Below are 26,050 nucleotides of genomic sequence, written 5' to 3'. Positions count from 1 at the left end.
AAACGAAGCCCATAGCTTAGCGCTTGCCCGGAATGCGCAGCACCGTGAAAGAGTGCGGGGCCAGGGTATACGTCACGTTGGCCGCGCCTACCTTGAACGACTCCTCCTTGGGCGCCACGTTCAGGGGCTGGTCCAGGGAGTTGACGGCGTTCAGGTCATTGCTGGTCAGCACGGTGGCTTTGCCGGTTTTGCCCAGCTTCTTGGCGCCCTGCAGGTTGATGGCCACGGGGCGGGCGGTAGGGGAGTAGTTGACCAGCTTCACCACGATTTCGCCGGTCTTGTCGTCGGCCACGGCACTGCTGAACAGGTTGTCCTGACCATTTTTGCCGTTGTCGGCGCGCTGCACGGGCAGCATGGTGGTGCCTTTGTTCAGGGCGTAGAGCTTTTGCACGTAGTAGTTGGGCGTGCCGTAGGAGCGCAGGTTGTCAAACCAAATCATGTTGGGCGTCCACTGCCAGGCATCTACGTGGGCCAGCATGGGCGCGTAGGAGGCCATGACCACCTTGTCGGCGTTGCGCTCCAGCCCGGTCATGAAGGCGGCTTCGGAAATGGCCGTGTCCCAGCTGTTCTTGTTGTCGGGGCTGGCAATGCCCACCGTCTGGGCGGCATACTCGCCCGCAAAAATCTTGGAGCCCGTGGTTGGGTAGTTGTCGTAGCGGCCCGCGTTGTTGCGGAACCACTCCGGGCTGGCGTAATAGTGCTCGTCGATTACCTCGGCCTTGAGTTCGCGCAGGCGGTTGGTGGCTTTGTCGAACAAGTCGCCCTCGGGGGCCGGTCCGGCGCTGCTCACGATGTTGATACCCGGGTATTTGGCTTTCACGGCCTTGGCGAAGGGCTCGTAACGCTCCAGGTACTGGGGGCCCCACTGCTCGTTGCCGATGCCAATGTACTTCAGGTTGAACGGCGCGGGGTGGCCCATAGCCACGCGCTTAGCGCCCCAGGGGCTGCTGGCCGGGCCGTTGGCAAATTCCACCAGGTCCAGCGCGTCCTGAATAAAGGTTTCCAGCGTGGGGTCGTCGGCGTGGTTGTGGCCCGTGGCCTCACTGGCACTGGGGCCGCCGGCGGCCGTGGTCAGCGGGGCCAATTCCGAGGAGTTGAACTGGCAGGCCATGCCCACGTTCAGAATCGGTACGGGCTCGGCGCCGATGTCTTCCGAAAGCTGGAAGTACTCGAAGAAGCCCAGGCCGAACGACTGGTAGTAGTCGGGGGTCGAGCGGTGGCGGAACTCCATGTTCCAGCGGTTGATCAGCGGTACGCGCGAGTTTACCTCCCCGATGGTTTCCTTCCACTGGTAGCGCTCCGCGAGGGTGCGGCCCTCCACAATGCAGCCCCCGGGAAAGCGTAAAAAGCCCGGCTGCATATCCTTGAGCAGCTGAACCAGGTCGGTGCGCAGCCCGTTCGCGCGCTTGTTCCAGGTGTCTTTCGGAAACAAGGACACCACGTCGATATCCACGGTGCCCGTGCCGTTCACGGTCAGCTTCAGGCGGGCTTTATTCGCCATGCCCGACGACTTGAGCACGGCCGTATACTTTTTCCATTCCCCGGTGAGGCCCGTAAGCTGGGTCTGGGCCAGCATGCGGCCCGAGGAGCCGACTTCCGGACCCGGGCCGCGCGGGCCTTCCTCTTCCAGAGTCACGGTCAGTCCGCTTACATTGCCCGCGCCGCGCCGCAGGTACACCGAGAAAGTATACTCCGCATCCTGCTTCACGCCCATGCCGCGGAAACCCTCGTTGGTAATGCCCGCGTCGGGGCTGGCCGTGGCCACTGTCAGGCGGGCAAAATGATTATTGGTCGCGCTGATGGGCTTGTCGCTGCTGACGGTGTAGGCCTGCAGGGCCGCCGCGCCGCGAATAGCGTTCCAGCCAATGAAGTGCTGGCCCTGAATTTCAAACGACTTGTTCTTAACCAGCTCGGGGTAGAGGCCTCCGTCAGCGGCAAAGTTGATGTCCTCGAAAAACAGCCCGTACATGTTCTTAGATACGGGTGCGCCGGGCTTGTTTACCTGCACGGTAAGGGTATTGGCCGCCGTGGGCTTGGTTTGGGCCAGGGCCGAAGTCAGCCCCAGCGTGCTGCATAGGGCGAGGCCGGAGGCCAGCTGTACCAATCGGGTGGGAGAAGTTGGGAGCATACGGGTAGATGAAATGAAAAGGCAGAACAGGTAGGAATCGTGGCTGAGGAGGGCCAAAACCCCAAAACGGTTTCGTTGCTACCGTAAAGTGGCGGGGAAATCAGTTTACAAGTGGCACAATCGATTGTGTAAAGTAATAAGAAAAACTCAACATGCTCAGCTTGTCAAGTAAAATTTCCTTGTATTCGCCGGGAGTAGCCCCGTTGAGTAGCCGTTGCGCCAGCGGGTTTTAAAATCCTCAACAGCCACTAAATAATACTTATTCGGGCAAAATCATCAGAAATACGATATCCTGCTATCTTTACACAAAGCATTGTGTAGTCTATCCCCTCTATGGCTCCCCGAAAAAAGCAAGTCCCGGCCCAACTTACTACTACTCCCGTTTCTATGGCCGACCTGGCCCGGGAGCTGGGCGTGTCGATGACGACTATCTCCCGGGCTCTGAGTGACCATCATAGCATCGGGCCGGCCATGAAGCAGAAAGTGTTGAAGCTGGCCAAAAAATACAATTACCAGCCCAACCGCCTGGCCTCTGCCTTGCGCAAAGGCAAAAGCCAGCTAATTGGCATTATTGTGCCCTACATTGAGGGGCGCTTTTTCCCCTCCGTCGTGCACGGCATTGAAACTGCGGCCAGCAAGGCCGGCTACAATGTGATTATTTGCCAGTCGAACGAGGACGTGGCCCAGGAGCGGCGCAACCTGGAAATTCTGCTGAGCGCCCAGGTAGCGGGCATTCTGGTGTCGTTGTCGCGCACTACGCTCGATGTGCGCCACTTCGAGAAGGTCCGTAGCCGGGGCCTGCCCCTGGTGTTTTTCGACCGGATTGTGGAAGGCGACAATGTGAATGCCGTGGTCCTCAACGACCAGGAAGGCGGCTACGTGTCTACCCGCCACCTGCTCGGGCAGGGCTGCCGCCGCATTGCCCACCTAGCGGGGCCGCAGCACCTGAATATTTATAAGAACCGCCGGCAAGGCTACCTCGATGCCCTGCGCGAGGCCGGCCTCGCCGAAGATGAGTCCTTGGTCATCTACACCGACATGAGTCAGGACCAGGGGGTAGCGGCCATGCGCCAGCTGCTGGCGTTGCCCGAGCCCCCCGACGCCGTGTTTGCCGCCGGCGACTACAGCGCCCTGGGAGCTATGCAGGAGGCCCGGCGCCAAGGCCTGCAGGTGCCCAACGATATGGCCGTCAGCGGGTTCAGCAACGAGGCCTTTACCGTTATTACCGAACCTGCCATGACGACCATCGACCAGCGCTGCGAGGAAATGGGGCAGGCGGCCGTACGCCTGCTGCTGGAAGTAATAGATGCCGACGGCGCGCCCTTCACGCCCCGGCAGGTGGCCTTGCGCCCCGAGCTGCTGGTGCGCAATTCCTCGGTGCGGCAGGCCGAAACCGAGTTGTCGAGTGCAAATCTGGTGCGCTCCTTCGTGCCTTAACAGGGAGCGGGCACAGGGTAGATGGCTGCACGCCGGCCACTGGGAGTACCGCAGAAATTACGAGCCTGAGGTGGAGCGCAACTGCTGAATTCTTCTAGCTTTAAGGAACAAATAGAGGCGTCGGCCCCTCGATAACCCGTTGGGTCGATGCGCTTTTGAGGAAGCAGTGCGCTGCCTGCTCCTGCAGCACCCGCCGTTTCCTCTCGTCACGTTCTTCGAAAAGCCCGAATATGACTGCGCCCCTGCCCCCCGCAATGCCCCCCGCCGACCCTGGTCTGAGCAGTGACGATCTGGCCCCGATTGCGCCGGCCCAGCGCACCTGGGGCACGGGCAACTACGCCGCCCTCTGGATCAGCATGAGTTTGTGCATCCCGACCTACATGCTGGCCAGCTCCCTGATTGAGGGTGGCATGAACTGGTGGCAGGCGCTGCTGACTATTTTTCTGGGCAACAGTATCGTGCTCATTCCCATGCTGCTCAACGGGCGGGCCGGGGCTAAATACGGAATTCCGTTTCCGGTGCTGGCCCGGGCTAGCTTTGGGGTGCGCGGGGCCAATATTCCGGCCTTGCTGCGCGCCCTGATTGCCTGCGGCTGGTTTGGTATTCAAACCTGGATTGGGGGCTATGCCCTTTACCAGATGGCCGTGCTCTGGCTGCCGGGCCTAGCTACGCTACCCGCCGTGTTTCCCGCTTCCTGGGCGCTGGCAACGGGCCCGGCCATTACTTTTCTACTGTTCTGGGTGCTCAATATGTACGTGGTGCACCTGGGCGTAGAAAGTATTCGGAAGCTATTAGTCTTCAAAGCTTTTTTCCTGCCCGTGGCCGCCCTGGCGCTGTTGTGGTGGGCCATTTCGGCCGGTAACGGCCTGGGTCCGATTCTGGCCCAGCCGTCCAAGTTCACCAGTAGCGCAGCGTTCTGGTCCTTCTTTTTCCCATCTCTCACCGGCATGGTGGGTTTTTGGGCCACGCTCTCGCTCAATATCCCCGACTTCACCCGTTACGCTACCAGCCAGCGGGCCCAGCTGATGGGGCAGGCCCTGGGGCTGCCCTCCTCGATGACGGTATTTTCGTTTGTTGGGGTGGTGGTCACCTCCGCTACATTCGTGATTTACGGCAAAACCATCTGGGACCCAGTGGTGCTGGCCGGCAAGTTCGACAGCAAGCTGCTGGTAAGCGTCGCCATGCTGGCCGTGGCCCTCTCGACGCTGGCTACCAATATTGCGGCCAATATCGTGAGTCCGGCCAACGACTTTGCCAACGTGGCGCCGGAGCGCATTTCGTTTAAAACGGGCGGCTACATTACCGGCGTATTGGGGCTGCTGATCTTTCCCTGGAAGCTCATTGCCGACCCTTCGGGCTATATTTTTACCTGGCTGGTAGGCTACTCGGGGTTGCTGGGCCCCATTGGTGGCATCATGCTGGCCGACTATTACCTGCTTCGCAAAGAATACCTCGACGTGCCCGAACTCTACCAGTACCAGGGACGCTACGCCTACCGCCAAGGCTACAACCTGCGGGCTGTTGTAGCTCTCATCTTCGGAATACTGCCCAACGTGCCCGGCTTTCTGGCCGCCATCGGCTTGCTCGACCAACAAACGCTGTGGCCGGCTCTGGTAGCCCTTTACGATTACGCTTGGTTTGTCGGCTTCTTCGTTTCCGGCGGAATTTACTTGCTGCTAATGGCACAAGAACAGCGGGTACCTGCGTGGGAAAGTAGCCAGATGGTGCGGCATTAACGCGCTGAGAAGCTACTATCCTAGCTGTGCCTGGGCGAGACGTAAGCCGAAGCCAGCCGTCCGCTGAAATGCGCAGAGTGCCCTAAATCAGAAAGTTCTTTCCTACACGCCGGCAGGGAGGAGGCTTTCTAGTAAATGGGCATTTACCAGAAAGCAAGGACGAATGGCACACTTCGCTTGTACTGACAAGCTGAAGAACTTCCTCCCAGAAGGCATTCCTCCTTGCCAACGTCGAAGTTTGTTTCTCGCATTCCTTCTCTATTAGCATGGCGGTACATTATGACAACTGCCGCCCCGACGTATGAATAGTGCCTGCGGGAGAGGCGTTGCGAAAGATTTTCGCAAGATGTTTAAGCACGGGGCTCTGGCTTTGCAACTCAGCGCTACCTAGTATAATTGGTATACGGCAAGTGTTTGCCATGCCGGATTACTTCTTCTGATTAATAGCTGACGCTAGCTAGGAGAAGGAGGTTGTGCCTTGAGGAACGTGAGTAGGCACTGTTTTTCATCCTGTTTAAACAGATCAGCCAGTCCGCAGGCATTCTTGGAAAGAATGCTCCCTACATACTGTAGCATTCATTACTAAATAAAGCACCTTGCCATGGCATTATTTGATGACAGATAGTAATTATCTGTAAATCAAGAAGCTGAACAAAAGGTGAGTAAGGACTTACTAAAAATTTTCAGGAGTATAGTGTCGGTATAAAATCCATTTCTTAATATTGTCTCAGTAATCAGTCGGCTAATCCCCCCGGCCGACTGATTACTACTAAAATTCCCACATCCCGCTGACCAGATGAACCCCACCCCATCTGGAGTACTACTGAGAAATCAACCGGCTCTCCCACTCAGCATGTTGACGTATCGGTATCCCAAAATCTAAAGTCGGCCGAACTGGTACCTCCCAGTTCGGCCGGTTTGTTTTCAGGCAGTTCTTGCTTGCGGCTTACTTTCTGCCGCCCCGTTCTTGGGTATTAGCATCCGATGATGCGGTACCGGTCGTACAACCGGGTTTGGGCGCAACTTTCTTCCCTGCAGATGCGTGGGCCTTAGCTGAGTAAGAGCCAAAGCAGGAGGGAAGTTCTGGAGTAGGGACCAACAAAAAAGGCGCCCCACCCGGAACGCCCTTTCAATGAATCGTGACCGGCGAAAATTCCCACCCAACGCCGGACCGATTCTTTATCATATACCTGCTGCTACGGTTACAACACCCGTTAAAGCAAGGTTTTTACTTTTCAAATCTTGCTAAGTAGCGGCTTCGACTAAGCCTAGCTGCGCAGCAAGTTTACTTGCTAGAAGGAGAGCTTTTCTGTGCCTCATTCTATAATACTAAGGTAGAGGCTGCCAGAGCTATATTCCACTACTATTTTTACCAGTTCTGATACTATATTGACTATGTTGGGAAAGTGCGCTGGCAGTATCTTGATATCGTAGTATTGGTTGTTGGTAAAAGTTTAATTCTCTATTCAATCCGTTGTCGCCGGCTTGCCAACCCAATAGGCCGTTAGGCCATCGGGCGCAGTAAGAGAGAAGCCACTAACGGCATCGGGTGACCTAAAAAAACTCGGGTGGACTTGGCAAGGGCATCCAATGCGTAACTCCTTTCACGTAACGATCAACGCCGTGCGGATCGGGGCTAACAAACATGTGGACTGATTTTGCCGCGTTCGAAGGTTTGTAGGTGGCAACGGTTATTTCGAGCCAGGAAGAAGGAACGTATACCAGAACCTGCTGATTTGGCTGAGGCAGTTGCTGCGCACGGGCAATCCAGATAGAGCTACCAGCAGTTGACATAAGATTTCTGAAAAGATGAGCTGCAAATTAGCTAAGCTCCCGCAGAATCGGGCCCTTTAGGAGCATACATCAAGATCATATTCCCTGTACCAAGGAATGCCACGCTTAAGTTGGGCAATCAATAAGCCAGGACGCGTCCTGCACTACTTCATGCCCGGCCGCGCGGAAGCAAAGTGGTTACTCACTTAATAGAGGGTGCTTAAAACCGGTCGTCGTCCAGGCAAAAGAGCCAGTATTACCCAGGAGCCAGTAAGGCAGCGAGGATAATATAGTATCAGAGGCCGGTAAAGAGTTTGGTTTGCCGTTGCGTTACGTTTGCAGTGTGTAGTCACTTTCGGGGCTAGCTGACGCAGCAGATTGGTCTAAAGGCTTGCTTAGGATTGACTGCTTTTAACCGGCAACTGCTTTAAGCAACATGGGCTGATAGAGCCTGTAGGTGCAACTCGCTTAGCTAGGGCTGGGATGCAACCTCGTAAGAAGGCAGGTAGCTTCAATCAGACCGACACTGATATATTAAAATAAGGTTAAAAACGCTAGGTTGAGAGCCTGGTTTTGCGGTATTTTTGCTTTGCACCCTGCCGTATCAGCTCCTTGAAGCAGCTTACTTCTTTTCTTCTCCTTCTTTTGTTTCTCTACAATCTGGTGGGATATTACCCAACCTATACGTGGCGGCAACAGCACTTTCGGAAAGAAGCGGAGAAAAAGCGCCGGGCCCAGTTGCCCGATGGAGCCCTTATCCGAGTCAGGATGGCTCGTACCCAGCGCGCGGCAGAAGCCCTGCAATGGCAGGATAGCCAGGAATTCCGCTGGCACGGCCGCCTCTACGACGTAGTGCGCCAGCAAGCCACGGCCGACAGCATCACGTATTTCTGCTGGCACGACCAAGGCGAGGAAAAGCTTCTGGCGGGTTTGCAGGAACACCTGGAGCAGTTGTCGCACCCCGATCCTGAGGCCGGCAAAGCAGCTAAGAAGCTGCTCGACCATCTGGCCAAGCTGACGTGGCTAGGAGCGGCTCCCGGTGAACCGGCAGGCGTGGTGAAGGCGCCCCGGCGGCAGTACGTGCTGCTGGCATTGCGGGCCTGGGCCCCGGTAGCCGGAATAGTAAGTCAGCCTCCGCCCGAAGCAGCGCAGGCAACAACCTGAGCCTTGGATTTTGTGCATGCTGCCGGGCCCTGCCACTCAGTAGGCCAAGTACTCGGCTGCACCTAAAATGGTTCTGGACGGCGGCCATGTGCCCAGGCGTTAGTCGGCTTACCGCTCCGGCCAGTACCACCGGTAAATCCAGCGGACGGGTGCCGTTGCCACGGCCCCAGTACTCTTCTTCCTTCCAAAATTCACGCTGATGCCTCCTGGGCAAAAATCAGCGCGGGGCAATGTGTTGCCTCTTCTTCCCAAAAAACTACCCGCCGGCTTGGGCCGGACTGGGGGCTACCTCATAGGCCTACGGGCTCTAACCGCATTGCATTTCATGAAATTACTTGTATTCCGAGTGCTCCTTTGCTGGAGTTTACTCCTTGTGTGCACCGGCGCTTATGCCCAGTACACCACTTCTGGTATTGTCGTAGACCAGCAGACGCGCCAGCCGCTGGTTGGGGCGGTGGTAGCGGCCAATACGGCTACTGCCGCCACGACCGACAAGGATGGCCGCTTTCAGCTTTCTTCCAGCGAGGAACTGCGCACTCTGAAGGTGCAGTACCTGGGCTATGTAGCGCAGAACGTAACGATTAAGGCCACTACTGCCGCGGCCCTGACTATTGCCCTGGAGCCTTCCAATACCGGTCTGAGCGAGGTGCAGGTGGTAGGCTATGCCACCGAGAAAAAGCTGCTCGAAACCCCCGTGGCCCTGAGCATTGTGACGGAAAAAGACCTGCAGCGCAACAACACCATCTTTCTGCAAAACACCCTGAACCAGGTGCCGGGCGTGCGCATGAATGTCCGGAGCGCGGCTTCGCAGTCGAATCTGGTGCTACGCGGTATCGGCAGCACCTACGGGCGCTTCAGCATCCGCGGCATCAAGCTCTACCAGAACGGCATTCCGCTGTCGGAAGCCGATGGCACGACCTCGCTCGACGATCTGGATTACACCACCATTGGCCGTATCGACGTGATTAAAGGCCCGGCTTCGAGTATTTACGGGGCGACGCTGGGCGGCGTGGTGTCTTTCCAGACCCGCAAGGCCGCGCCCGGCACCAGCGTGCTGCTGGGCACTACCGTGGGCAAATACGGCTTGTTCCGCACCAACACCGGCATTGGCATCGGCACCGATAAAGTGAACTTGCTGGTCAACTACGGCCACCAGGAAACCCGCGGCTTCCGCGACGCCCACTCCAACAGTCGTAAGGATTTTGTGACCGTGGCCGGCGACTTTTACGTGAGCGAGAAGCAAACTGTGAGCGTGCTGGGCACCTACACCAACCAGCACGACAACTACGCCGGCGAACTGGATAGCACCGATTTCTTCACGAGCTACACCAAAACGGCCCCGGCCTATGTGCTGAAGGACGTGGGCGTGGATGCCGAAATCACCCGCCTGGGCCTGACGCACACCTACCGCTTTACCGGCAACCTGGTGAATACCACGAGCTTGTTCACGGGGTCGTCGTACTCGCTGAGCCCCGTGGAGCCCAACTTTGCCCACACCCAGCGCAGCAAGCGCGGCGTGCGCAGCGTCTTTACGTATGCGCCCGCGCTGGGCAGCGTGCAGACGCGCTTTGCCCTGGGCACCGAGTATCTTTCGAACCAGGATAACAACAAGCGCTACGGCATCACAGCCAACGGCGCTTCGACGGCCATTACTTCCGATCAGGAAATCCGCTCAACCCAGGTAAACGTGTTTGCCCAGGCCGAAGCCTCCATTACCGAGCACACAACCCTGACCCTGGGCGCCAGCTACAACGTGGTGAGCTACGATATTCAGGACCTGATTCCCAAGACGGCCCCGGCCCTGAGCCTGACCGGCTACCGGCAGTTTGACCCGGCTATTACCCCGCGCGTGGCCCTGCTGCATACTTTCAACGACCATGTTTCGGTGTACGCCCAGTACAGCAAAGGTTTCTCGCCGCCCGTGAGCAGCCAGATTTCCTTATCGACCGGCCCGATAAACCCCGACCTAGACCCCGAAACCAACGACAACTTCGAGCTGGGCTCCCGTGGTACCATCCTGGGCACCAAGCTCAACTACGACGTGACAGGCTTCTGGATGAATGTCAAAAACGGCCTGATCTCGCAAACCAACGCCGACAGAGTGACCTATTTCGTGAACAGCGGGGCCTCGGAGTACAAGGGCGTGGAAGTGGCCGTGTCGGGCAACCTCGTGGATACCGAAAAAGACGGGCTACTGACCCAGGTGCGGCCTTTCGTGAGCTACAGCTACACCGATGCCGAATTTAAGTCCTACCAGCTGGGCACAAACGATTACAGCGGCCAGCAAGTGACGGGCTCGTTCAAGAACCTCTTTACCGGTGGCCTCGACGTGGAAACCCGCCTGGGGCTGTACCTGAATTTGACCTCCCAGTTCACGGACCGCACACCGATGTCGGATAACAACAAGCGTTTTGCGGCGTCATACTGGCTGTTTAACAGCAAGGTAGGGGCCCGCGGTAACATTGCCGGCCACCTGGGCTACGACGTGTTTGCCGGCCTCGACAATATCACCGACCAGCGCTATGCGGCCTCTATTGCCCTGAATCAGGCTACGCCGGTAAAGGCCCCCACCTTTTACAACCCCGGCATGCCCCGCAACTGGTACGCCGGCGCCAACCTGAGCTACACATTTTAGCCCTGAGGCTGTAGCACGTCCTGCTGAGCTGGCCGAAGCATCTCTCCGCTTCGGCCAGCTCAGCAGGACAATACTCTTGCCCCGTCAGCCCGCGAGGGGGGCCCTTGCTGCTCGACAGGACGTTCTACCAATCTCCAGCAAACCATGAAAAAAATCCTGTACGCAACCCTGTTGCTGGCCTGTGTGGCCTGTAACCGGTTTCGCAACGAAGATAAAACGGCCAACGCCGCGCCCGGCCAGGAGCGGATTGTGTCGGTATCCAAACAGCTTACCGAAATGATTTTCGCCCTCGGCGCGGGCCATAAGCTCGTGGGCGTCGACCTGAGTAGCACCTATCCGGCCGCGGCCAAAAAGCTGCCCACCGTGGGCTACCACCGCCTGCTCAACTCCGAAGGCATCGTGTCGTTGAAGCCCACCGTGGTGTATTCGGACGGCAACGTGGCGCCCGTAGCCGTCATGACCCAGCTGCAACAGGTAGGCATTCCGGTAAAGGAGTTCAAGCAGACCAAGACCATTGAGGAGGCGTGCCAACTGCTCCAGCAGCTCGGCGACGGGTTTGGCAAGCGCCCACAGGCCGACAGCCTGGCCCGGCAACTCACGGCCGACATGGCTACGGCCGCCGAAAAGCGCCAGCAGTTTGGCGGCAAGCCCGTGAAGGTGGTTATCATTCACTACGGCCTGCAAAAGAACATCTACCTGGCGATGGGCCAGAAAAGCACCGGCACCCAGATGCTGGAATGGGCCGGGGGCGTGAACTCCCTTGACGCCACCGAAGGCATGAAGCCCATCAGCCCCGAGCTGATTGCCGCCGCCCAGCCCGACGTCATTCTGGCCACCGACTTTGGGTACGACCGGATGGGCGGGCTGGAAAAGTTCAAGACCCTGCCCGGGGTGGCCCTCACGCCCGCGGCCAAAAACAACCGCATCTACCGGGTCGAGGAGCACGACATGGTGTACCTGGGGCCCCGCACGGGGCAAAACGTGCTCAAGCTGATGGAACTGATCCACCAAGCGGGGCCTAAGTCGTGAGGCTGACGACGGGCCGGGTGCGGCTGTATTTTGGTCTCTTGCTGGCCGCCCTGCTCGTCAGTATCATCGTCTCGGCCCGGCTGGGGGCGGTGGTGCTGACCTTCGGAGAAATCGGGGGCTACGTGGCGCAGCGCCTGGGCTTGGCGGCCCTCAGCCCCGACCCGGTAGCCAGGCTGCACGAGGGCGTGTTTTTCCAGATTCGGCTGCCGCGGGTGCTGCTCTGCGCCGTGGTAGGAGCCGCCTTGTCGGTGTCGGGCACATTGATGCAGGCCCTGTTCCGCAACCCTATTGTGGAGCCAGGGCTGATTGGTACCTCGGCCGGGGCAGCCTTGGGCGCGGCCTGCATCTTTGTGCTGGGCGCTTCCATGAGCTGGGTGAATTCCACTTTTCTGGGCGCTTTCGTGCTGCCGGCGGCGGCCTTTGTGGGGGCCCTTGCGGCTACCGGGCTGGTATATCGGCTCTCGAGAGTGCAGGGACGCGTGACGGTGGCGTCGATGCTGCTGGCGGGTATTGCCGTCAATGCGTTGGCCGCCGGCGGTACGGGCTTTCTGGCCTACATTGCCCGCGACCCGCAGGCCCGTTCCATTACTTTCTGGAGCCTGGGTAGCTTTTCCAGCGCCGACTGGCCTTCGTTCTACCTGGTGCTCACCGTCACGGTAGTGGGCGTGGGGCTGGCGCTGCGCTTTGCCAAGGCCCTGAATGCCCTGCAGCTGGGCGAAGATGAGGCCCACTACCTGGGCGTGAACACCCGGCAGCTGCAAACCCGTATCCTGCTGCTCAATACCCTGCTGGTGGCCGTGGCCACGGCCACGGTGGGCGTTATTGGCTTTGTGGGCCTGGTGGTGCCGCACGTGCTGCGGCTGCTGCGCCTGGCCGACAACCGCCTGCTGATTCTGGGCTCTAGCCTGCTGGGCGCCATGCTGATGATACTTTCCGACACCGTGGCCCGCACCATCATTGCCCCGGCCGAGCTGCCCATTGGGGTGCTCACGGCTTTTATCGGGGCGCCGGTGTTTCTGTGGATGTTGTCGCGCTACCAGCAACTCAATCAGCGGGGCGGTTTTTATGCTTAGAGCCGAGAATGTCAGCTTCCGGGTGGCGGGCAAAACCCTGTTGCACTCTGCCTCGGTGACCTGCCGGCCCGGCGAGTTTACGGTGCTGATGGGACCCAACGGGGCCGGCAAAACCACGCTGCTGCGGTTGCTGGCCGGCCTGTACCAGCCCGCCGAAGGACAGGTGTATTACGACGAAAAGCCGCTGACCAAGATTCCAGTGGCTGAGCTGGCCAAAACCCGGGCCGTGTTGTCGCAGCAAACTCAGCTGGCGTTTCCGCTGAGCGTGGCCGATGTGGTGCTCATGGGCCGCTACCCGCACTTTCAGCGCAGCCCCACGGCCCAGGACCGCGCCATTGCCCAGCGCACCCTGGCCCAGCTGGGCATGAGCGACTTTGCCGACCGGGACTATTCCACCTTATCGGGCGGCGAGGCCCAGAAAGTGCAGATGGCCCGGGTGCTGGCCCAAATCTGGGAGGCCCCGGCCCAGGGTACGCGCGTGCTGCTGCTCGACGAGCCCGTATCCAGCCTCGATTTGCGCTACCAGCACCAGCTGCTGCACATAGCCCGCGACTTTGCCCGGCAGCACACCATCGTGGTGGCCGTGCTGCACGACATCAACCTGGCCCTGACCTATGCCGACAACCTCGTGTTTATCCGGCAGGGCCGGGTGAACTGCGCCTTGCAGCACCCCACTGCGCTGCAGGAGCAAACCCTGGAAGAAGTATTTGATGTGCCCCTGCGCATCATGGCCAACCCGCTGACTGGGAAGCCCTTGGTGATGTATGCCGGGCAGGGCCTAGGGTAGCGGACCTATCCGCAGCGGATGGGCAACCAAGGGACGTGGCTTTGCGCTGCGTCCCTTTTTTGGTGTTTGCTGGGGGTGTTACGGTTCAGCCGGCAACCTCCACCGTAGCCACTCGTAGAGCTTACGCTACGGTAGCGGCAGCTTATAAAATTTGGGCTAGGCATAACCTGAAGCAGTGTGGCCGGTTAGTGTGTTGTAGCCTAGGTTGTGGTGAGCCGTTGATTATGAGTGTCTTGCTCGGGCATGGCCCTGGCCGCACCGCTGTGTTTCGTTGGTTGATTGTAAGTATTCCCGCTATGAATTTAGATACAAAGGGCGATGCCGCCGGCACCCCGCACAACTCGGCTCCGGAAGACGGCACCCGCCGCTCCTTCATCAAGCAAGCCGGCGGCATTCTGGGGTTGGCCCTGGCCCCGCCCCTGATCAGCCAGGCCGAGCGGCTGACGGCCTTCTCCAAAACAGTGGAAGGCGTGAGCACCATGACCCTGAAGGTGAACGGCACCGCCCGGACGATTCAGGCCGAGCCCCGGGTCAGCCTGCTCGATGCCCTGCGCGAGTACCTCGACCTGACCGGCACCAAGAAAGGCTGTGACCATGGGCAGTGCGGGGCCTGTACGGTGTTGGTCGAGGGCCGGCGCATCAATTCCTGCCTCACGCTGGCCGTCATGAACCAGGGCAAGGAAATAACCACCATCGAAGGCCTGGCGAAAGGGGAGGAGCTGCACCCCATGCAGCAAGCCTTTCTCAAGCACGACGGGTTGCAGTGCGGCTACTGCACCCCGGGTCAGATCCTGTCGGGCGTGGCCTGCGTGCAGGAGGGCCACGCCACCACCGACGACCAGGTGCGCGAATGGATGAGCGGCAACCTCTGTCGCTGCGGCGCCTACCCCAACATTGTAGCCGCCGTGCGGGAAGTAGCCGGCAAAGCGTAGGTGCTCAGGTGAGAGGGTAGACGGGGAGTTGTCGTGCACGTTGCGCGAAACAGCACCACCCCGACACCCCGCTCACTGGCTCACCATCTCACCATCTCACCACCCACTACCGGGATGAACAATTTCAGCTACACACCGGCCGCCACGGCCAAAGAAGCCCTTGGCCTGCGCAAGGATACAAAGGAGGCGGCCTTTATTGCTGGCGGCACCACGCTGCTGGATCTGATGAAAGCCAACGTGGAAGCGCATCCGCAGTTGATTGATATCAACCAGCTACCCTTCAAGGGAATTCAGGAAACCGCCGACGGATTGCGCATCGGGGCCCTGGAGCGCATGAGCGACGTGGGCGAAAACGCGCTGGTGATGCAGCAGTACCCGGTTATTGCCGAGGCCTTGCTGCTGAGCGCCTCGCCCCAGCTGCGCAACATGGCCAGCATTGGGGGCAACCTGCTGCAGCGCACCCGCTGCGGCTACTTCCGCGACCCGGCCTTTCCCTGCAACAAGCGCAACCCCGGCTCGGGCTGCCCGGCCCAGGTGGGCGACAACCGCAACCTGGCCATTCTGGGCACCAGTGAAGCCTGCATTGCCACCAACCCCGGCGACCTGGCCGTGGCCCTGGTAGCTCTGGATGCGGTAGTGGTGCTGGAAAACGCCAAGGGCAAGCAGCGCCGCGTGCCGCTGCTCGACTTTCACCTGCTGCCCGGCACCACGCCCCAGCGTGAAACTATTCTGGAGCCCGATGAGCTGATTGTGGCCGTGACGGTACCGGCCGCAGCCCACGCCCGCAAGTCGCACTACGTGAAGGTGCGCGACCGGGCTTCCTATGCCTTTGCTCTGGTATCGGCAGCGGTGGGCCTGGAAGTGCAGGGCGGGCAGATTCGCTCGGCCCGCCTTGCCCTGGGCGGCGTGGGCACCAAGCCCTGGCGGGCCCTGGAAGCTGAAAAGATGCTGGTAGGCCGAGCTGCTACGGAGGAAACTTTCCGGACCGCCGCGGCAGCGGCCGTGCGCGGGGCCCAGCCCCGGGAGCACAACCGCTTTAAAGTAGAAATGGCGCAGAAAACCCTGGTGCAGGCCTTGCAGGAGCTAATGGCCAGCTAAAGACACTTGCAGAGGTGCGCCATTAAATAGTCCGCCGCCGCATTGAACCCGGTTGGCAACAGCAGCAAGAAGTAAGACGCGAATACGCGCTTCTATTATACCCTACTTATGGATAACGAACCCGCTTTCTTCGAAACCAACGGCCCTGGCACGGGCGGCATAGTCGGGCAGCCCCTCGACCGGGTCGATGGCTTTGCCAAAGTAACCGGGCAGGCTAAATACTCGGCCGAGTACAAGCTGCCCGGGCTGACGTATGGCGTGTTGCGAACCAGCGAAATTGCCCGGGGCAAAATTCAGAGTATCGATACGTCGGTAGCAGCGAAGGAGCCTGGCGTCCTGGCCATTCTGACCCACCTGAACCTGCCCAAGCTAGCCAAAACGCCCAACGACCCCGACAGCAAAAAGGCCATCGGCGCGCCCATGGGCTTCTTGCCGCTCACCTCCGACCAAGTGCACTATGCCGGCCAGCCGGTGGCCCTGGTCGTGGCCGACACCTACGACCGGGCTGTGCACGCCGCCTCGCTGGTCAAGGTGAATTATGCCGTGGAAAAGCCCGTGGTGTCGTTTCTGGACCCCAAGGCCCAGGTGTTTGACCCCGAAAAGGTGCAGGATGGCAAAACGCCCGGCCACACCCGGCGCGGCAACCCCCAGGAAGCCTTTGCCGCTTCGCCCATTCAGCTCACGGCTACCTACGAGCACGCCATCAACCACCACAACCCTATGGAGCCCGGGGCTACCACGGCCGTGTGGGAAGGGCCCGACCGGGTGACGGTCTACGAGTCGACCCAGGGCGTGACGCGCACCCAAAAGGCGTTGTCGGCCATGCTGGGGCTGCCTACCGAACAGGTGCGGGTCGTGACCAAGTACCTGGGCGGGGGCTTTGGCTGCAAGGGCTCGACTTGGCCCCACACCATTCTGACGGTGCAGGCGGCCAAAGCCGTGGGCCGGCCCGTGCGCCTGTCGCTCACCCGGCCCCAGCAGTTTACCAGCATGGGCCACCGCGAAGACCAGCACCAGACCCTGAAGCTGGGCGCTACCCGGGAAGGCAGGCTCACGGCCCTGATTCACGAGAAAACTTCCACCACCTCGCCCTGGGACAACTACGCCGAGCCCAACAGCCGCATCATCAACCTGCTCTACAACTGTCCCGCGTTCGAATCGACCTACCAGCTGGGCCGGGCCAACGTGATGACGTCCACCTTTACCCGGGCCCCCGGCGAGGCGCCCGGCTCGTTCGCCATTGAGTGCAGCATGGACGATTTGGCCGCCCAGCTCGGCATCGACCCGCTACAGATCCGGTTGCTGAACTACGCCGACAAGGACCCTACCAACGGCAAACCCTGGAGCAGCAAGAGCCTGAAGCAATGCTACGCCCGCGGGGCCGAGCTCTTTGGCTGGAGCAAGCGTAATCCCAAGAACGGGGCTACCCGCCAGGGGCGCTACCTGATGGGCATGGGCATGGCCACGGCTTCTTACCCGGTGCACAACAACCAGGGTACGGCCCGCATCCGCCTCTACGCCGACGGCCACGCCCTGGTGCAGACCGGCGCCACCGACCTCGGAACCGGTACTTACACCGTAATGACGCAGGTAGCGGCCGATTCGCTGGGCATCGCGCCCGATAAAGTGCGCTTCGAGCTGGGCGACACCCGCCTGCCCACGGCCCCCAACTCGGGCGGCTCGGTGGCGGCCGGCACCGTGTCGTCGTCTATCTACATGGCGGCCCAGGATGTGTGGCAAAAGCTGACCAAGCTGGCTATTCAGGATAAAAAGTCGCCCCTGTACCGGGCCAAGGCGGCCGACGTGGTGGCTGAGAAAGGCCGGCTGGTGCTCAAAACCGACAAAACGAAAGGGGAAGACTTCATGGCTCTGATGAAGCGGGCCGACATGCCCGACATCGAGGGCAGCGGCCAGGGCAAGTACGGGGCCGGCTACGAAACCGGCCGCGCCCCCGGCCCCGCCGACTCGGGCCACGAGGACGATAAGGGCGGCCACTCCATGCACTCGTTCGGGGTGCACTTCTGCGAGGTGCGCGTCGACCCGGAGGTAGGCACCGTGCGCGTCACGCGCTGGGTGAGCGTACACGGGGCCGGCCGCATCCTGAACGCCAAAACGGCCCGCTCCCAGATTATCGGCGGCAGCATCTTCGGCATTGGCAATGCTCTGATGGAGGAAACCTTCCGGGACCCCAACCTGGCCCGCTACACCAACGCCAGCCTGGGCGAGTACCACATTCCCGTCAACGCCGACATTCCCGACATGACCGTGGAATTCATCGACGAGCACGACCCCTACATCAATGCAATGGGCGTGAAAGGCATTGGAGAAATCTCGATGGTGGGTGTAGCGGCGGCGGTGGCTAACGCTGTATTTCATGCCACCGGCAAGCGAATTCGCAGCCTGCCCATTACGCCCGATAAAGTGATGAACAGCCTAGCCGTGTAGCTCAGAACAGTACCTGGAAAGGAGGCCATGTTGAGCGCAGGGCGGCATCTCGCGTGCTGAAGCAGTTGTAAAAAAGTCCTGCTGAGCATCGCCAGCGCATCTCTGCCGCTTGGCCTGCCGTCGTTGGCCCGGTACCCGACGCAGGTCAGTGGGCTGTCGGCTGCTGGACGCTGTAAAACGACTTTAACAACCCTTTCCGGCCTTTTTTGTCCCCAAGTCCGTAACTGCAAGCGGCCAAAACCTGTTATAAAAAGCCAACCCACTGCCCCGCAGAGCTTAGGAGTACGAGTAAGATGACTGAATTACAACGCCTTATCATTGCCTACGACGAACACCGCACCGCGGGCCGGGCTTGCGCTCTGGCCTCGGTGGTCGACGTGGCCGGCTCGGCCTACCGCCGGCCCGGGGCCCGCATGCTCGTCACGGTTGAAGGCCAGCTTACCGGAGCCATCAGCGGCGGCTGCCTCGAGGGCGACGCCCGCCGCCGGGCCCGCCAAACCATCTTGCAGGGGCGCCCCACCGTGGTGACCTACGACTCGACCGACCCGGACGATGATCTGCAGTTTGGCGCAGCTCTGGGCTGCCAGGGTGTCGTCCAGATTCTGCTCGAACCCCTGGATTTTCACAACCCCGATAATCCCCTGGAGCTGCTGCGGCGCTGGGCGGGTGGGGTAGAGGCCCTGGCCGTGGTAGCCACCGTATTCGGTATGGCCGGCACGGGTGCGGCGGCCCAGATGGGGCAGCGGCTGCTACTAACGGCCGACGGCAACACCCAGGGCAACTTGCTGGCCGGTACTGAGCTCTACCGCGCTATTCTGACCGATGCCCACGCCGCCCTAGCGGCCGGGCAGCCGGCGACGCGCCACTACGCCGCCGGCAGTAGCACGGTGCGGGTGTGTCTGGAGTTGCTGCGGCCCCCGGTGCGCCTGACCGTGTATGGGGCCGGCAACGACGTGCAGCCCGTGGTGCGCTTGGCGGCCGGTTTGGGCTGGCGGGTGCAGGTGGTGGACGGGCGCCCGGCTCAAGCCCAGGCCCAGCGGTTTCCCGAGGCCGAAGCGGTGCGCGTACTGCCCCTGGGCCAAGTGGAGCAGGAGCCGCACGACCGTAGCTTTGCCCTGCTCATGACCCACAACTACTACTACGACCTGGCCGTGCTGCGTCACCTGTTGGCGGCGCCTACCCGCTATATTGGGCTGCTGGGGCCGCGCAAAAAGTACGAGCGGCTGCTGGCCGATTTGCAGCAGGAAGTACCCGAGGCAGCCCAGCAGCTCGAAGGCCGGCTCTACAGCCCGATTGGCCTGAACCTGGGCGGCGAAACCCCCGAGGAAATTGCCCTGTCTATTGTGGCTGAAATACAGGCGGTGCTGGCCGGCCGGCCCGCGGGCTTTCTGCGCGACTCGCCCCACCCGATTCATCCGCCCCTGCATTCCAACGGGGCATTGGTCGTGGAAGGTCAGGCCGACGCGGCCTGCAGTCTGTAATGCGGCCGGTAGGACCCGGGCCTGCTGTTCTCTTGCTGGCCGCTGGCTCATCGTCCCGTTTAGGCCAACCCAAACAGCTGTTGATGTACCAGGGCCAGACCTTGCTGCGGCGCGCGGCGGAAACAGCGGTAGCGGCGGCGGGCGGCGGGGCTATTGTTGTCGTAACCGGGGCCCTGCACGATGAGCTGCTGCCCGAGCTAACCGGGCTGCCGCTGCAAACGGTGCGCTGCCCGGAATGGGCGCGGGGCATGGGTGCTTCGCTGAAATGGGGCCTACGTGCCCTCGAGGCCACCGGCCCGTTGTCAGCACTTACTATTATGCTCTGCGACCAACCCTACGTGACGCCCGCCCTGCTGCGCCAGCTCCACGAAACCCAAGCCACTACCGGCCGGCCCATCGTGGCCAGTGAGTACGACGGCGTGCGGGGTGTGCCGGTGCTGTTCGCGGCCAAGGCCTTGGGCTTGCTGCGGGCGCTGCCCGATGCGGCCGGGGCAGCCCTGGTACTGCGCCAGCATCCGGAACTGGTAGCAGCCATACCCTTCGCCGGCGGGGCGGTAGATGTAGATACGCCCGCGCAGTACCAGCAGCTCATAGCCAGCCAGCCCGATACCGAAACGGCCTAGAGGCGCGTATCCGCGTTGCATGGCTGATTCTATTTTACAGAATATAGAGCAGTCCTTTCTTGCCGGTAGGGCAACCAGTATTCAATGTGAAAGGCGTTTTGCTTGCTGGACTGCTTACCACGACCGAGCATTTCTGCGAACTCCCAGCCCGGTAAGCCTACAAGCTCGGCAACGGCAACGCGGAAATCCCGTTATCTTGCCCAGCACCACACTGCCAACCTCTGCCTCCATGACCACCGCCTCTTCTGCTCCAGCCGCCGCGCCGGATGCTTCTTTCAGTGATATCCCCAAGGACGACAAGCGCATTACCCGCGGCTGGACGTTCTACGACTGGGCCAATTCGGTGTATCCGCTGGTAATCACCAGCTCCATTTTTCCGATTTACTGGGGGGCAATGGTGAAGCAAGTAACCCAGACCGACAGCGGCAAAAGCCCGGTCGACTTTCTGGGCTTCCAGGTGCCGGGCTCGTCGCTGCTAACCTACGCCATATCGGCTGCCTTCCTGCTTATTGCCTTGATTAGCCCCTTCCTGACCTCGCTGGCCGACTTTTCGGGCCGCAAGAAGCTGTTCATGCAGATCTTCTGCTACCTGGGGGCCCTTTCCTGCGCCGCCTTGTTCTTTTTTACCCCCGATACCTTTACGGCCAGCACCTTTATTTTCATTTCGGCTACGGTGGGCTTCTCGGGTTCCATCGTGTTTTACAACTCCTACCTACCCCTGATTTCCTCCGAGGAAAAGTACGACTCCCTCTCGGCAAGGGGCTTTTCCATGGGCTACATCGGCTCGGTGCTCTTGCTCGTTATCTGCCTGGGCCTGATTATGGGGCACGACAAGCTTGGTCTGGAAGAGGGGTTTGCCACCCGCCTGGCCTTTTTGCTGACCGGCATCTGGTGGGCCGGGTTTGCCCAGATTCCTTTCCTAACTCTGCCCGCCGACCCGGGCCGGGCCGCCAGCAGCTCCGACGACTCAGGCTGGCTGCTCAACGGTTTCCGCGAACTAGGCAAGGTCTGGAATCAACTCAAGCACCTACCCAACCTGAAACGCTTTCTGCTGGCTTACTTCACCTACAATATGGGTGTACAGACGGTGATGTACGTGGCCACGATTTTTGGTGATGAGGAGCTGAAACTCGAAAGCTCGGCCCTGATTCTGACTATCCTACTCTTGCAACTGGTGGGTATTCTGGGGGCCTGGCTGTTTTCCAAGCTCTCGGAGCGTATCGGCAACACGCGGGCCCTGAGTTGGTCGGTGTTTATCTGGATGCTGATCTGCGTAGCGGGCTACTACGTGCAGGCCGGTTGGAGCTTCTATGCCCTGGCTTCGGTTATTGGCCTGACTATGGGCGCTATTCAAAGCCTGTCGCGTAGTACCTACTCTAAGATTATGCCCGAAAATACGCCGAATACGGCGGCTTTCTTTAGCTTTTTCGACGTAACCGAGAAATTGAGCATTGTAATCGGCACGGCCGTGTTCGGCGTTATTGCCCAGATTACGGGCTCCATGCGCAACAGCATTTTGTCGCTCATCGTGTTTTTTGTGCTGGGCCTGCTGTTTCTGCTCACGCTACGCGGCAAGAAGCTGCGCGACGAGCCGACTCCCAGCAATGCCGCTGTCGGGCCGCCGCCCGCTACGCCCAATGTGGGCATGCCAGCTTCCGTGAAATAAGACGAAGTACTTACCCCAAAAGCCCTGCTCACGAGCGGGGCTTTTGGGTATTTCTGGCCGCCGACGAACATTTTGGAAGTGGGCTGCTTGTCACTCTGTTCCGGCCTCCTTCACTTTTCTTTTTTGTTCTATGTCGACAGCTACCACCCAATCTTCCCTGCAAACAGCGCTGAGCCAAGAGCTCAAGCGTGAATTGATGCTTACCCGCCGAATGCTGGAGCGGGTACCGACCGAACAGTTCAGCTGGCAGCCCCACACGAAGTCGATGAAGCTGGGGACGCTGGCTTCGCACATGGCCAACCTGGTAGGTTTTCTGGAAATGTCGTTGCAAGGCCCCGAAACCGACATGGCCGTGCTGAAAATGCCGGACTCGCCCACGACGACCGACGAAGTGCTGCGCCGCTTCGACATCAACGCCGAGAACATCCACAAGGCGCTGGCCGGCGTCGACGATGCCACCTTTCACGCCCTCTGGACCATGCGCCGTGGCGAACAGGTTATCATGAGCGTGCCCCGGGCCACCGTGGCCCGCACCCTGGTCCTCAACCACCTGATTCATCACCGCGGCCAGCTGAGCGTCTACCTGCGTCTGCTCGATATTCCCGTGCCCGCCATCTACGGCGGCTCCGCCGACGAAGCACCCGTGCGGTAGACGGTGTCCTTGCGAGGCGGAAGGCCGAAGCCATCCGTTCCCTCCGCAGTAGCCCCGGCCTTTCACTAGAAAGCCTTTCAGTGTTGCCCGCTGTAGAGACACGTAGTAGCATCTCCTTGTCAGCGCCGCACCAACGGTTGTTGTTCAACGACAAGACGCGAGTATGCGTCTCTACAGCCAATTGAAAAGCCCTGACGTTTGCTAACGTCAGGGCTTTTCAATAAAGGAAGCTCAGCACATTGCAGCGGACGGATGGCTTCTTGCCTCGCAAGGACACGTGCTGCTTAAGGTTTCAGCACATGCCCCTCCTTTACCTTAACGCTTGTAGACCTGCTCGCCGGCAATCCAGGTCTGCTGCACCTGGGCTCCGCGCAACTCGGCGGCGGGGGCTTTGAGCAAATCTTTGTTGAGCACTACGAAGTCGGCGGCCATACCGGGCTTGATGCTGCCTTTCTGCTGGTCCTCGAAAGCAGCGTGGGCGGCCCAGGTGGTCATGCCGCGCAGGGCGTCGGGGCGGCTCAGGGCATTTTCCATCTGGAAGCCGCCGTTAGGGTAGTTCTTGGCGTCCTGCCGGGCCACGGCCGAGTGGAAGCCAAACATGGGGTTGATATCCTCCACCGGGAAATCGGAACCAATAGCTACCTGGCCGTATTGCTTGCGCAGCTCTTCGTAGGCATAAGCCGTTTTCAGACGCTGGGCTCCCAGCCGCTCGCCGGCCCAGTACATATCGGAGGTGGCGTGGGTGGGCTGCACGGAAGGTACGATGCCGAACTGCCCGAACTTGGGCATGTCGGCGGGGGTAATAACCTGGGCGTGCTCAATGCGCCAGCGCCGGTCTTTCTGCCCTTGCAAGGCCTCGCCGTAGATGTTGAGAATGATGCGGTTGGCCGAGTCGCCGATGGCGTGGGTGTTCATCTGAAACTTGCTGGCCGCAATTTCCTTAGCCAGCTGTCGGTATTCCTTCTCGGTCGAGAGCAGGAAGCCGGTTTCCTTGGGCCGGTCGTGGTAGGGCTCCACTAAACACGCGCCGCGGGAGCCCAGGGCGCCGTCGGCATATACTTTAAAGGAAGAAACCGTCAGCCGGTCCTGGAACACGGGGCCGTTCTTGAAATAGAAGTCCTTGTTGGCCGCCGTCGGGTTGAGCATGGCGTAGAGGCGCAGCTTGAGCTTGTTCTGCTTTTGCAGGGCTGCCATCCGGTCGATGTTCGCCTTATCGAGGCCCGCGTCGGCGAGGCTGGTCAGGCCTACGGCCAGGCACAGCTGCTGAGCCTGCAAGAGCAGGGTGTTGGCCTCGGTGGCCGTTGGCTCGGGTATCTTCACCGATACCAAATCCACGGCATTGTCGACCAGCAGCCCCGTGAGCCGGCCCTGGGCATCGCGCGTAATGGTGCCCCCGCTAATCGGGGTGCGGGCCGTGACGCCCGCCAAATCCAGGGCCTTCTGGTTGACCAACGCCGCATGCCCATCGACCCGGATAATAAATACCGGCACGTCGGGAAAGCGCTTATCGAGTTCCTCCTTGGTCGGAAACTGCTTACTGTCCCAGTCGTTCTGGTCCCAGCCCCGGCCCGTGAGCCAGGCGGCTTGCGGATACTGCTCGCGGTGCTGCTGCAGCTTTTGCAGCACGGCCTCCCAGGAGGTAGTGCCCACCAGGTCGGCGTCGCGCAGGCCCAGGGCGTAGCGGTAGAAGTGGCAGTGGGCATCGTAGAAGCCCGGATACACAAATTGGCCCTGCGCATCTACTTCCTGCTTGGCCTCAAACTTCTGGCGCAGCTCAGCGGCCGAGCCCACGGCCACAAACTTGCCGTCCTGCACGGCAAAGGCCTGGGCCTGGGAGAAGGTGGAATCTACGGTGTACACCGTGGCATTGTAGACGAGCAGGTCGGCGGGCTGGCGGGAAGAAGAAGTACACGCCGCAAAGCCCAGCAGGGGCAGTAACAGGAAGGGACGTAAGGTCGAGGTCATGGGGCGAAGGTACGCACCGGCGCCCGTTCCCCGGTAGTGGTTAGCGCGCTACCGTTTCGAGCTGCTGGCAGTGCTGCAGCCACGCCAGGGCCGCTTCTGTATCCGTGAACCGCTCGTTGCGGTAGGGCCGCTCATCGTAGTAGGTAGAGTCGGGTACTTTGCCGTCGGCCAGGTCGCCGGCCAGGTGGTGGGGCGCCATCAAAAAAGCCAGGTAGGTCGTGCGCTTTAGGCGGGGCTGCACCAGGGGCAAGAACTCGTTCAGCGTCCAGAGCACATCGGAGGAGTCGATGCAGGCGCGGCGCCGGATGTCGAGCAGCCAAAAGCGGCAGTCGTATACCACTGCCTGGTCGAGCAGGGCGTGATAGCCCCGGTGCAGCTCGAAGGGCATGACGCCGCGAAGCCATTTGGCCGTGAGAATCTGGAGTTGGGCGTCGTGGTAGATTTCCAGATAAGGAGTAGAAAACACAGGCATAGTAGAAAGAATAGGAGGCGGTTGCGAAAGGACGGAATTCAGGTTTGAAGCCGCAGATTACGAAAAATCCCCGGCACCACAGAAAGGAGCCGGGGATTTTTACTGGGGGTCAGAACCGGCTGTCTGGCGGTAGCTGAACCGTAGAGGTACTACTCGAAGCGCATGTGTTTTACCGATTCGCCCGAGTTCTGCAGCTCAATCAGCGAGTCGATGCCGATTTGCAGGTGAGAGGTCACGTAGTCGGAGGTTACCTTTTTGTCGCTCTCCGAAGTTTTCACACCTTCGGGCGTCATGGGGTTGTCGCTGACCAGCAGCAGGGCGCCGTGCGGAATCTCATTCACAAAGCCCACGGTGAAGATGGTCGCCGTTTCCATGTCCACGGCCATGGCCCGGATCTGGCGCAGATAATCCTTGAAGTTTTCGTCGTGCTCCCACACGCGGCGGTTGGTCGTGTACACCGTGCCGGTCCAGTAGTCTTTCTCGTGCTTCTTAATCATCGACGACACAGCCCGCTGCAGGCGGAAGGAGGGCAGGGCCGGAATCTCGGCTGGCAGGTAGTCGTCGGAAGTACCTTCGCCGCGAATGGCGGCGATGGGCAGAATCAAATCCCCGAGCTTGGTCTTGTTTTTCAGGCCGCCGCACTTGCCCAAAAACAGCGCCGCCTTGGGCTTAATGGCTCCCAGCAGGTCCATCACCGTGGCCGCCATGGGGGAACCCATGCCGAAGTTGATAATGGTGATGTTATTGGCCGTAGCCGTTTGCATGGGCTTGTCGATACCCCGGATTTCGACGCCGAACTGCTCGGCGAACATGGTGACGTAGTTGATAAAGTTGGTCAGCAGAATGTACTGGCCAAACTCGTTCAGCGGCACGCCGGTGTAGCGGGGCAGCCAGTTCTCGACAATGTCGGCTTTGGTTTTCATACGGTGGAATAGTGAAATGGAGAGATGGTGA

19 protein-coding genes are annotated in these 26,050 nt (G+C 60.2%); 14 read left to right on the top strand and 5 right to left on the bottom strand.

What is annotated here, in order from left to right; all coding sequences use genetic code 11:
* Window positions 1-16: 16 nt before the first annotated feature.
* Complete coding sequence (locus tag E5K02_RS06770; protein WP_135393319.1) at window positions 17-2,128, bottom strand: alpha-L-arabinofuranosidase C-terminal domain-containing protein; 2,112 nt, start codon at window positions 2,126-2,128, stop codon at window positions 17-19.
* 333 nt (window positions 2,129-2,461) lie between these two features.
* Here E5K02_RS06770 and E5K02_RS06765 point away from each other — a divergent pair, with 333 nt between their 5' ends.
* Window positions 2,462-3,565: a LacI family DNA-binding transcriptional regulator gene (locus tag E5K02_RS06765; RefSeq protein ID WP_135393317.1), complete on the top strand. Its 1,104-nt coding sequence runs from the start codon at window positions 2,462-2,464 to the stop codon at window positions 3,563-3,565.
* A gap of 230 nt (window positions 3,566-3,795) precedes the next feature.
* Window positions 3,796-5,301: an NCS1 family nucleobase:cation symporter-1 gene (locus E5K02_RS06760; RefSeq protein ID WP_240737174.1), complete on the top strand. Its 1,506-nt coding sequence runs from the start codon at window positions 3,796-3,798 to the stop codon at window positions 5,299-5,301.
* Window positions 5,302-6,855: 1,554 nt separating this feature from the next.
* On the opposite strand, the gene E5K02_RS26225 is transcribed toward E5K02_RS06760, so the two are convergent.
* A complete protein-coding gene (locus E5K02_RS26225; RefSeq protein WP_135393313.1) occupies window positions 6,856-7,095 on the bottom strand; it encodes a DUF551 domain-containing protein in 240 nt (79 codons plus the stop codon).
* Between the two features lie 747 nt (window positions 7,096-7,842).
* Here E5K02_RS26225 and E5K02_RS06750 point away from each other — a divergent pair.
* From E5K02_RS06750 to E5K02_RS06695, 12 genes are all read left to right on the top strand, one after another.
* On the top strand, window positions 7,843-8,238 hold the full coding sequence (locus E5K02_RS06750) for a hypothetical protein (RefSeq protein WP_135393311.1): 396 nt from the start codon (window positions 7,843-7,845) through the stop codon (window positions 8,236-8,238).
* A gap of 325 nt (window positions 8,239-8,563) precedes the next feature.
* Window positions 8,564-10,873 (top strand): TonB-dependent receptor, encoded by a 2,310-nt coding sequence (locus tag E5K02_RS06745; protein WP_167856308.1) that lies wholly within the window; start codon window positions 8,564-8,566, stop codon window positions 10,871-10,873.
* 144 nt (window positions 10,874-11,017) lie between these two features.
* Window positions 11,018-11,902 (top strand): heme/hemin ABC transporter substrate-binding protein, encoded by an 885-nt coding sequence (locus E5K02_RS06740; protein WP_135393307.1) that lies wholly within the window; start codon window positions 11,018-11,020, stop codon window positions 11,900-11,902.
* Window positions 11,899-12,975 carry a FecCD family ABC transporter permease gene (locus E5K02_RS06735; protein WP_135393305.1) on the top strand — a complete coding sequence of 359 codons (1,077 nt, stop codon included), beginning with the start codon at window positions 11,899-11,901 and terminating at the stop codon, window positions 12,973-12,975. Before E5K02_RS06740 ends, E5K02_RS06735 begins: the two co-directional genes overlap by 4 nt.
* Window positions 12,968-13,762 (top strand): heme ABC transporter ATP-binding protein, encoded by a 795-nt coding sequence (locus E5K02_RS06730; RefSeq protein WP_135393303.1) that lies wholly within the window; start codon window positions 12,968-12,970, stop codon window positions 13,760-13,762. The genes E5K02_RS06735 and E5K02_RS06730 overlap by 8 nt, the downstream gene beginning before the upstream one ends.
* 296 nt (window positions 13,763-14,058) lie before the next feature.
* On the top strand, window positions 14,059-14,694 hold the full coding sequence (locus tag E5K02_RS06725; protein WP_135393301.1) for a (2Fe-2S)-binding protein: 636 nt from the start codon (window positions 14,059-14,061) through the stop codon (window positions 14,692-14,694).
* 114 nt (window positions 14,695-14,808) lie between these two features.
* Window positions 14,809-15,792: an FAD binding domain-containing protein gene (locus E5K02_RS06720; protein WP_135393299.1), complete on the top strand. Its 984-nt coding sequence runs from the start codon at window positions 14,809-14,811 to the stop codon at window positions 15,790-15,792.
* A gap of 108 nt (window positions 15,793-15,900) precedes the next feature.
* Window positions 15,901-18,237 (top strand): xanthine dehydrogenase family protein molybdopterin-binding subunit, encoded by a 2,337-nt coding sequence (locus tag E5K02_RS06715; protein ID WP_135393297.1) that lies wholly within the window; start codon window positions 15,901-15,903, stop codon window positions 18,235-18,237.
* Window positions 18,238-18,530: 293 nt separating this feature from the next.
* Window positions 18,531-19,718, top strand: a complete 1,188-nt coding sequence (locus E5K02_RS06710; RefSeq protein ID WP_135393295.1) for an XdhC family protein — start codon at window positions 18,531-18,533, stop codon at window positions 19,716-19,718.
* Window positions 19,718-20,341 carry a nucleotidyltransferase family protein gene (locus E5K02_RS06705; protein WP_135393293.1) on the top strand — a complete coding sequence of 208 codons (624 nt, stop codon included), beginning with the start codon at window positions 19,718-19,720 and terminating at the stop codon, window positions 20,339-20,341. The genes E5K02_RS06710 and E5K02_RS06705 overlap by 1 nt, the downstream gene beginning before the upstream one ends.
* Window positions 20,342-20,570: 229 nt before the next feature.
* Complete coding sequence (locus tag E5K02_RS06700) at window positions 20,571-22,007, top strand: MFS transporter (protein WP_135393291.1); 1,437 nt, start codon at window positions 20,571-20,573, stop codon at window positions 22,005-22,007.
* A 130-nt stretch (window positions 22,008-22,137) separates the two neighbouring features.
* Window positions 22,138-22,659: a DinB family protein gene (locus tag E5K02_RS06695; protein ID WP_135393289.1), complete on the top strand. Its 522-nt coding sequence runs from the start codon at window positions 22,138-22,140 to the stop codon at window positions 22,657-22,659.
* Window positions 22,660-22,974: 315 nt separating this feature from the next.
* On the opposite strand, the gene E5K02_RS06690 is transcribed toward E5K02_RS06695, so the two are convergent.
* From E5K02_RS06690 to E5K02_RS06680, 3 genes are all read right to left on the bottom strand, one after another.
* Window positions 22,975-24,624 (bottom strand): amidohydrolase, encoded by a 1,650-nt coding sequence (locus tag E5K02_RS06690; protein ID WP_135393287.1) that lies wholly within the window; start codon window positions 24,622-24,624, stop codon window positions 22,975-22,977.
* A gap of 40 nt (window positions 24,625-24,664) precedes the next feature.
* Entirely contained in the window at window positions 24,665-25,096 is a 432-nt protein-coding gene (locus E5K02_RS06685) for a hypothetical protein (protein ID WP_135393285.1), read from the bottom strand.
* Between the two features lie 149 nt (window positions 25,097-25,245).
* Window positions 25,246-26,019, bottom strand: a complete 774-nt coding sequence (locus tag E5K02_RS06680) for an AMP nucleosidase (protein WP_100335335.1) — start codon at window positions 26,017-26,019, stop codon at window positions 25,246-25,248.
* Between the last annotated feature and the right edge of the window lie 31 nt (window positions 26,020-26,050).

The organism is Hymenobacter metallicola (genome assembly GCF_004745645.1).
Taxonomy (GTDB): Bacteria; Bacteroidota; Bacteroidia; order Cytophagales; family Hymenobacteraceae; genus Hymenobacter; species Hymenobacter metallicola.
This window is presented reverse-complemented; position numbering and strand designations above follow the sequence as displayed.

Excerpts from the sequence above, each read along its gene's own strand:
- E5K02_RS06770 (WP_135393319.1), bottom strand. The coding sequence starts at position 2,128 with ATGCTCCCAACTTCTCCCACCCGATTGGTACAGCTGGCCTCCGGCCTC.
- E5K02_RS06765 (WP_135393317.1), top strand. The coding sequence starts at position 2,462 with ATGGCTCCCCGAAAAAAGCAAGTCCCGGCCCAACTTACTACTACTCCC.
- E5K02_RS06760 (WP_240737174.1), top strand. The coding sequence starts at position 3,796 with ATGACTGCGCCCCTGCCCCCCGCAATGCCCCCCGCCGACCCTGGTCTG.
- E5K02_RS26225 (WP_135393313.1), bottom strand. The coding sequence starts at position 7,095 with ATGTCAACTGCTGGTAGCTCTATCTGGATTGCCCGTGCGCAGCAACTG.
- E5K02_RS06750 (WP_135393311.1), top strand. The coding sequence starts at position 7,843 with ATGGCTCGTACCCAGCGCGCGGCAGAAGCCCTGCAATGGCAGGATAGC.
- E5K02_RS06745 (WP_167856308.1), top strand. The coding sequence starts at position 8,564 with ATGAAATTACTTGTATTCCGAGTGCTCCTTTGCTGGAGTTTACTCCTT.
- E5K02_RS06740 (WP_135393307.1), top strand. The coding sequence starts at position 11,018 with ATGAAAAAAATCCTGTACGCAACCCTGTTGCTGGCCTGTGTGGCCTGT.
- E5K02_RS06730 (WP_135393303.1), top strand. The coding sequence starts at position 12,968 with ATGCTTAGAGCCGAGAATGTCAGCTTCCGGGTGGCGGGCAAAACCCTG.
- E5K02_RS06725 (WP_135393301.1), top strand. The coding sequence starts at position 14,059 with ATGAATTTAGATACAAAGGGCGATGCCGCCGGCACCCCGCACAACTCG.
- E5K02_RS06720 (WP_135393299.1), top strand. The coding sequence starts at position 14,809 with ATGAACAATTTCAGCTACACACCGGCCGCCACGGCCAAAGAAGCCCTT.
- E5K02_RS06715 (WP_135393297.1), top strand. The coding sequence starts at position 15,901 with ATGGATAACGAACCCGCTTTCTTCGAAACCAACGGCCCTGGCACGGGC.
- E5K02_RS06710 (WP_135393295.1), top strand. The coding sequence starts at position 18,531 with ATGACTGAATTACAACGCCTTATCATTGCCTACGACGAACACCGCACC.
- E5K02_RS06705 (WP_135393293.1), top strand. The coding sequence starts at position 19,718 with ATGCGGCCGGTAGGACCCGGGCCTGCTGTTCTCTTGCTGGCCGCTGGC.
- E5K02_RS06700 (WP_135393291.1), top strand. The coding sequence starts at position 20,571 with ATGACCACCGCCTCTTCTGCTCCAGCCGCCGCGCCGGATGCTTCTTTC.
- E5K02_RS06695 (WP_135393289.1), top strand. The coding sequence starts at position 22,138 with ATGTCGACAGCTACCACCCAATCTTCCCTGCAAACAGCGCTGAGCCAA.
- E5K02_RS06690 (WP_135393287.1), bottom strand. The coding sequence starts at position 24,624 with ATGACCTCGACCTTACGTCCCTTCCTGTTACTGCCCCTGCTGGGCTTT.
- E5K02_RS06685 (WP_135393285.1), bottom strand. The coding sequence starts at position 25,096 with ATGCCTGTGTTTTCTACTCCTTATCTGGAAATCTACCACGACGCCCAA.
- E5K02_RS06680 (WP_100335335.1), bottom strand. The coding sequence starts at position 26,019 with ATGAAAACCAAAGCCGACATTGTCGAGAACTGGCTGCCCCGCTACACC.